This window comes from Alkaliphilus pronyensis (genome assembly GCF_009017275.1).
Classification (GTDB): Bacteria; Bacillota; Clostridia; order Peptostreptococcales; family Natronincolaceae; genus Alkaliphilus_C; species Alkaliphilus_C pronyensis.
The window spans coordinates 1-7,656 of sequence record NZ_WBZC01000060.1; the positions used below are offsets into that span (position 1 = coordinate 1).

The 7,656-nt window shown below is 35.6% G+C and carries 3 protein-coding genes; all 3 read left to right on the forward strand.

Annotated features, from left to right (window positions below):
• Window positions 1–291 (forward strand): hypothetical protein (locus tag F8154_RS15215; RefSeq protein WP_192930302.1); only part of this gene is annotated, 291 nt, incomplete at its 5' end.
• A gap of 78 nt (window positions 292–369) precedes the next feature.
• Window positions 370–873: a hypothetical protein gene (locus tag F8154_RS13125; protein WP_151862081.1), complete on the forward strand. Its 504-nt coding sequence runs from the start codon at window positions 370–372 to the stop codon at window positions 871–873.
• 391 nt (window positions 874–1,264) lie between these two features.
• Window positions 1,265–7,225, forward strand: a complete 5,961-nt coding sequence (locus F8154_RS13130; RefSeq protein WP_151862082.1) for an IPT/TIG domain-containing protein — start codon at window positions 1,265–1,267, stop codon at window positions 7,223–7,225.
• Window positions 7,226–7,656 lie beyond the last annotated feature (431 nt).

Genomic DNA, 7,656 nt, shown 5'->3' on the forward strand with positions numbered 1-7,656 from the left:
AAAGAGATTATATCAACAAACACTAAGGAGTATTCAATAGAGCTAACAACAGAAAAGCCAATAGCTTCAACAGCAGTAGACTTCACACTAGAAACCCATCAATATGCTAAAATCACATACTCACATCTAGTCATAGATGGAGGAACTACAGGTGAGGCAAAAGAAATATTCTATCATATAGGGGATGTACCCACCGGCTTAAATAGCTACAATCTGCTTACAGCTGACGAAGCCTCCAACTGGTTGAACCTAGATAGGTATGGTTGGGACATAGGAATTACACACTATTAATTATTAATCTCAAGTTTATTGATTAAGTTTTTATGTGTTATAATTAAAAAACAGATTAGCTTTTACGGGGGTATGTAAATGGAAGATAAAGTAATGTGCTTGTTAGAAAAGCTGTATATTGAAATGCTAAGCATGAAAAGCGAGCTGCGTTCTGAAATGCAAGAAATGAAAAGCGAGTTACGTTCTGAAATGCATAGTATGCATAGCCAACTTTGTTTCGAGATGGATGAAATGAAGCAAGTCATGGCAACCAAGGAAGACCTAAAGGGGATGGCAAGCAAAGAAGATATAAAAAATATGGCAACTAAGGAAGACTTAAAGGGGATGGCAACCAAAGAGGATATAAAAAACATGGCAACCAAGGAAGACTTAAAGGGTATGGCGACCAAAGAAGATATTATAAAACTAAATAACAATCTATTTATAATGGAAAACCAGCTAAAAAATGAAATAGCCATAGTATATGATGGATATAAGCAATGCGTGGAGGGTATCTCAAATATAAACTATAAGATAGACAGATTAACAGAAAAAGTAGATAACCAAGAGATTAGGCTACAAGTCCTAAAAACAGCAAAATAACATATAGCTCTTATGAACCCTGTGAAATAAACAGGGTTTTATTGTCTTTTCATTAAACATCCACCATCCAACATTGCCTTTGTTCTTGTCTTTCCAACTTACCAACTTTCCACTTTAACTCTTAACTCTTAACTTTCAATTTTCAACTATGTTTTTCACTTATTCCATATTACTTATTACTTGCCTTTATAGGTTTTTAATTTTAAATTTGTCTTCTCTTTTTCCCTGTGTCTTTTGTTTCATTTTTATGACAATTACCAACAAAATGCAGTAAGGAGAAAAAACCTATGCTATAATGATAAAAAAACCTATATTTCCATTTTATACAACTATAAAATAATGGAATTCTTGTCGATATATATCGCAAAGGACTTTATAAGGGGGAAGAACAATGGGAAAAAAGTGGGCAATAATTATCGCATTAGTAATGCTTTTTAATATACTATTTAGTAGTTTTAATATAGAAGACGTATATGCTGCTACACCATCAATTTTTAATGTAACAATACATGAAGAAGTAAGCGTAGTCGGCGGAGAAAAAATAACTAAGTATCAAGTAATCTTTAATGGTATATTCTTAAATGATGTTGATGTAATAATTGTTTCCACAAGTGATTCTATTGACGATGCTGTAAAAACAATAGAAAACTTTACCCTTGATGGAACTACAAATTTAATTTTTTCTCCACAAGATGACGATGGACAAACATTGGAATCCATTTTTGGTGCAACAGGAAACATATATTTTGGAGTTGTAAAAAAAGATGGCACAACAGAGTTCTCCAGTAAGGTTTTTAATATTCCATCAGATAGTCTTATGAAGGTAGACACTATTGGCGGGTTGAGTCCAGCTTCTTGGCCAGTAAATGTTGTAAAAGGAGAAACCTTCACAGTTGGAGGAACGGAGTTTGACGACACATATAAGCTTGGAATAACTACAGGAAGCTTTGTGGCTAATGAAGTTGATTTCAACATCACTGATCCATTAGACCCTGTAGAAATATCTGTTGATACAGAGACAACTGCCATTACCTCAGGCTATAATCAAAATCTAATATTTGAAAAAAAGCAAGTGGGGAATGATGTAACAGTTAGATATATTGTAAGAAATGCTTTAAATATTGCAAACCCATTAGACATCGGGGAAAACACCAGTATAACACCACTGCAGGGTACAGAGGGTACAATAGTTCGTATAAAACCAGAAAGAAATAATCATCAGTTACTTGACCTAGGAACTAAGGTTTACATTGGTGGAATAGAGGCTAAAAGAAACGTAAGTGCCTTCAGTGATGGTACCTTTAATTATATTGATGGTGGGGTACCCAAAAAAGGCCTAGAGGTGGTGGTTCCCAGACACACCACAACAGGCGAAAAGCTAATTACCATAAGAAATTTTGAGGGTGATTCATATTTTCATCCGCAAAATTTCAACTATGTTATTGCAATAGGAGCCGTTTTAGAGGTATTTGATATAGAGCCAGAAAAGGCATTTACAAATGAAGAAAAGGAAATAGACAACCTAAGAATACGTAATGTATATAGCCTAAATAACCTTGAAGCTGTTACAGGAGACGATATTGTAGGAGATGCAATTGCAGTGCCAGGCGATTCCGACACTAATCCGTTAAATTTCTTTGAAGACTTAGATACCAAATCCTATTACATTCAATATCCTATGGGAAACGATCATTTTGTAGAGCGTAAGGTGGATGTTTATATTGGACTGAGAACAAAAATAAGGAAAATCCCCCTAGAGGCCGATGAGTCTGACTTAACAAGCATTAAGGTAACCACCGATAGAGTAAGCCAAGCTGGAGTATATACTGTAACAGCAAGAACAGAAACAGTATATTATAAGCTAGAAGCAGATGATTCCATAACAGAAATTGAGTACATAGTGGAGGAGGCACCCCTCAAAAACCAAAATAAAGTAGAATTTGAGTTTGAGCCAGACATTACAACACCAGTTGTTGATAAAATTTCCCCTGAAAAGGGTCCATATAATCATAATATATCAGCAACAATTGAAGGAGACCAATTTAGGGTAGAAGCCTCAGGCGAAGACAGATACTATCCCAAAGTTATAATAGGTAGCCCATCAGTACCAGGAGCCTATAAATATAAAGTAATTACTAGAACACCAGCAGGCGAAATTGATGCCTACTATGCAGCCAATTCAGATGGAACCATTAGAGATACAGCAAATATAATAGATACAAGTGACTTTACCTTTGTTGTACTGGACGAAGCCAATAATGTAGTAGATGGACAGGGTAGAAAGTCTGGTAATAGAATTAAGTTTACTATTCCGGCTGGCTATCAGTTCTATAACGGTTTTGCAGATGTAATAGTATATAATCCTACAGCTACAGGGCAGCTTGGCGGTAGAGATAATAAAGAAAACATGTTCGAATATATTTCACCCCAGGACGATGAAGTAATACAGCCCCGTATAGACTCTGTTACTCCAGAAAAGGTTGCAGTAGGTAAAAATGAAGAGGTTATAATAGAAGGTAGAGATTTTCAGCCAGATGCAGTAGTTACCGTAGATGGAGAAATTATTGAAAATGCTGAAATTAACATAAATCAAAACCCTAACATAATTACATTTAATGCACCTGATGGTCGTGTTGGCAAAACAAAAATTCAAATAATTAATCCTGATGGAGGCTTTACTTCCACAGACTTTGAATACATACAAACCTATAGTCAGCCCTTTATACAAGAAATTATTCCAAATGTAGGGGGGAAGGGCAGTCTAGTTATTATTAAAGGACAAGGTTTTTTTGAAGCAGATCCAGAGGGTGAAACAGAAGACAGAAAAATCGGAACAAAGGTCTATATAGATGGTAGAGATATAAATAAGGAATATTTTAGAGTAGACGGTGATCCAGATAATGAACTATTGGATCAACCAGTAGACTTTACCAATTATTTTAGTGGTGAATCAATATATGGACCAAATATTAATCCCGATGGTACACCAACCAGTATAAAAACCTATGGCAGTAATGTTGCTGTAGTAGATAATAACACTATATATGTAATTATTCCAGATCCACTAGATCCAGAAAAAGAGTTTAAAAGAAACGTATTTTTAGATGTGAAGGTGGTTAATCCCGATTTAGGAAGTCACCAGCTTAATAAAGCCTTTAAATTTATAGATGTTGCAACAACTCCAGAAATATTTGATATATCACCTGCTTTAGGTGACTACAGAGGTGGAAATATAGCCGAGATATCTGGGGAAAATTTTCAAGAGGGCGTAAGAGTGTTCTTTGGAACTGAAGAAGCAGAGGTATACAGAAGAAGTAATAATGGTAAAACAATTTGGGCATATGTACCTGCCTATGGAGGAGCATTACAAATGATGAACAGGGCATTAGTACCTGTTACAACTGTTAATCCAAATGGAAGCTCCTTTACAAAGTATGATGGCTATACCTTTGTTAACCCAGGCTACGATGCAGTTATAACCAAGATTACACCAAATTATGGAAACACCGGGGGCGGTGACAGAATTTTTATTTCTGGTATAAACTTTAGAGCCAGTGTTGTTGATAATGCAATAGCAGAAAAACCAGCTGTCTTTATGGGAGGAGTTAGGGTTCCAGATGAGGATATAACCTTTGTTTTACCTCCAAAGGATACCTTTAGTCATCCAGAAGAAACCGATATGATTATCGTTGAAAAAACACCAGCAAATCCTGCTGGCATTGTAGATATTACAGTAATAAACTACGACGGAGCAACCGCTAACTTCAAAAACGGCTTTGAATATAAATCTAGACAACCAGCAATAACTCAGGTTTTACCAGCATCAGGCTCATTGCTTGGGGGTAGTGAAATAACCATAGTAGGTAAAGATTTTGTTGAAAACGGACTACACGTTGTTTTCGATAATCAAGTTGGTAGAGCCGATGTACTGTCTGGACAAGCTGAGGTTGAGGTGGGGGATGTAATAGTTAGATATAACGCATATGCTCCAGAGAATATAACACTCTTCTACAAGGAAGCTTTACCAGAGTATCAGCTAGAGGTATATCTGGATGAAGAAAAGAAAAGCAGCTTCTATATATTAGAGGAGGAAGAGTTCAAAATAGCCCGTATACCATGGAAGGAGCTACCACCTAACTTAGCAGATGAAGACACTGAAAATCTTGCAGATGAAAACATAAAGATAGAAATTAAAGATGATGACCTAGTAGTTACCAGAAGACTAGGAGTTATCAAAAAGGTAGAAGGAGAAGAAAGAATTATACTTGATACACCACCCGCCCAGGGAGTAGAGTCAGTTCAGCTAAGGGTGTTTAATTATGATGGTAAATTTGCTTCGTCACAGTTTACTTTCACCAATCCCTTCAGACCACCTGTAATTACAAAAATTATTCCTGTATCAACTACAGAGGTGGATGATATAAATGGAACAGAATATTCACCACCCATAAATATTGATGTGGCCACTGCTTCACCTGCTGGAGGATCACCATTAATAATCGAAGGTGAGAACTTCCGTGCTGGAGCTAAGGTGTTTATTGGGGACCAAGAGGCAGAAATAAAAACTAAAAGTGCAAATGATGATGAGATGATTATTATAGTACCAGAAGCAGATGATAATCCTGTAGGGCCATACTTAAGAATACTTGTTTTAAACGAAGACGGAGGATACGCCTATGGAGATACAGTACCAGATGATCAAAGTCGTAACCCCTATTGGTTTAAGTATATACCTGAAGGCAGCTCACCTACAATAGATGATGTTCAGCCAAATTATGGACCAGTTACTGGAGGAGCCAAAATAACAATTAAAGGAACAGGCTTCAAAGATCAAGATACCTTTGGAAATAATAAGGATGTATCAGTGTTAATAGGAGGAGTTCCAGTACCACAAGAAAATATAGAATATATAAATCCTCAAACCTTAGAGGTCATCACCCCAGCTGGTAGAGTAGGTCCTCAAACCATAGAAGTAATAAACTATGATTACGGTCGAGCAATTGGAGAAGATATATTTACATATATTAGTCAGCCCACCATCTCCCTTGTAGACCCAGGCAAGCTATTTACCAATGATGTAGAAACAGAGGTGGAAATTAAAGGAGAAATGTTCTTGCAGGGTGCTAAGGTATTTATTGGAGGAGAGGTAATACCAGAAAGCAATGTAGAAGCTGGACAAACAGTTATAGCACGAGGAATAAGAGGAGTAGATGATGAAGGTGTAAGCAGATGGATGGCTGTTGTTGGAGGAATAGAGGCTGCTTCAGTTACCTTTGAAGATGAAAACACACTTAAGGTTAAGTTTAATGAAGCACTAGACCTCACAAATAGTAATATAATCATTTTAAACCCAGATGATGGCTTATCAGGTGAATACAAAGATTTTGAGTATATGATTCCCGTACCAACTAGACCATTAGTCTTAGAAGCAATACCAGGAGCAGAATCAACAATAACACTAATTTGGTCAGATTCCAAACCGGAGGTATTAAATAGAGCAGATAGGTACGAAATATATGGTAAGAGAAAAGCCGATAAGGAGTATACATTTATTGGAGATACAAAGGATTTAGAATTCCTAGTTAATAATCTCGAAGCCAATACTGAGTACAGCTTCATGGTTAGGGCAATGAATAGATATGGTAGTGCATTGGAGTTTGCAGAGGTTAAAGCTAGAACCCTAAGCGAAAGGGAAGATACAGAGCTAAGGGAAAAGCTTGAGGAATTAGAGGAAGAAGAAGACAAGCTAAATAAAGAAGGAAAGGTAGAAGTAGTTAACAATCAAGTTATTCGAACAATAGGAACCGATGAGATAGGCATAAAAGCTACACCTTATCTTATAGATTTCTCACTTGTAGAATATAAAGATAAAAGCAAGTTTACTGTAGCAATACCAATATCAGTAGTAAAAGAACTAAATAGAAAAGTATTAATAACAGATGGAAAAATGCAGTTCACCTTTTTACCAAGAGATTTATACACTAGAGAGGTAAGTCAAGTATCAAATAAAGATAAAGACGATGCATATGTTTTAGTTACCATAAGCAAATTGACAGGAAAAGATGTTGAACCTATACAAACTGCAATATCAAGAAAACAAAGACAAGCATCAGATGTTTTTGAATTAGACTTCCAGCTTAAGGTGGGAAGAGATACCAGTGATTTAAACACTATGGTTAGAGATGGAGAATTTATTATCAGGTTCGATTCCTTGGCATATCCAAAGGTTGATGAAGACAAGCTCTTTTTGGGTAAGTACAACACCTCAGACCATAGCTTTGAAAAAGTTGAAGATGGAGTTGTAGCAAATATCAAGAGCAGAGGAAGATATGTGTTGCTGGCAGACAGGTGAAAACCAATTAATGATGAATAATGAAAGAGCAATGAGTAATTAGTGATGAGTAATGAGTAATTAGTAATGAGAAATGAGTAATTAGTAATGAGTAATAAAAAACAGTGAGAAATGAAAGAGCAATTGGGTGGAGAACCCCTCCACCCAGTTACACAACACTTAACAGTGCTTTTAATTTTTTTTCTTCATCATTGTTTTTAAATCTTTGTATTTAACTCTTAACTCTTAACTCATAACTCTTAACTCTTAACTCTTAACTCTTAATTAATGATTTTCCATTTTCAATTTTCCATTTTAATTATGATTTATGTTTTAATTTTTCATTTTTAATTTTGATTAAGGTGTCAGAACTACGTATCTAAAATTAATAGTGAAGCATTTTTGTTGAAACTTTTGGCAAAACAAGAAAAAATCGATTTTTTATGAAACAT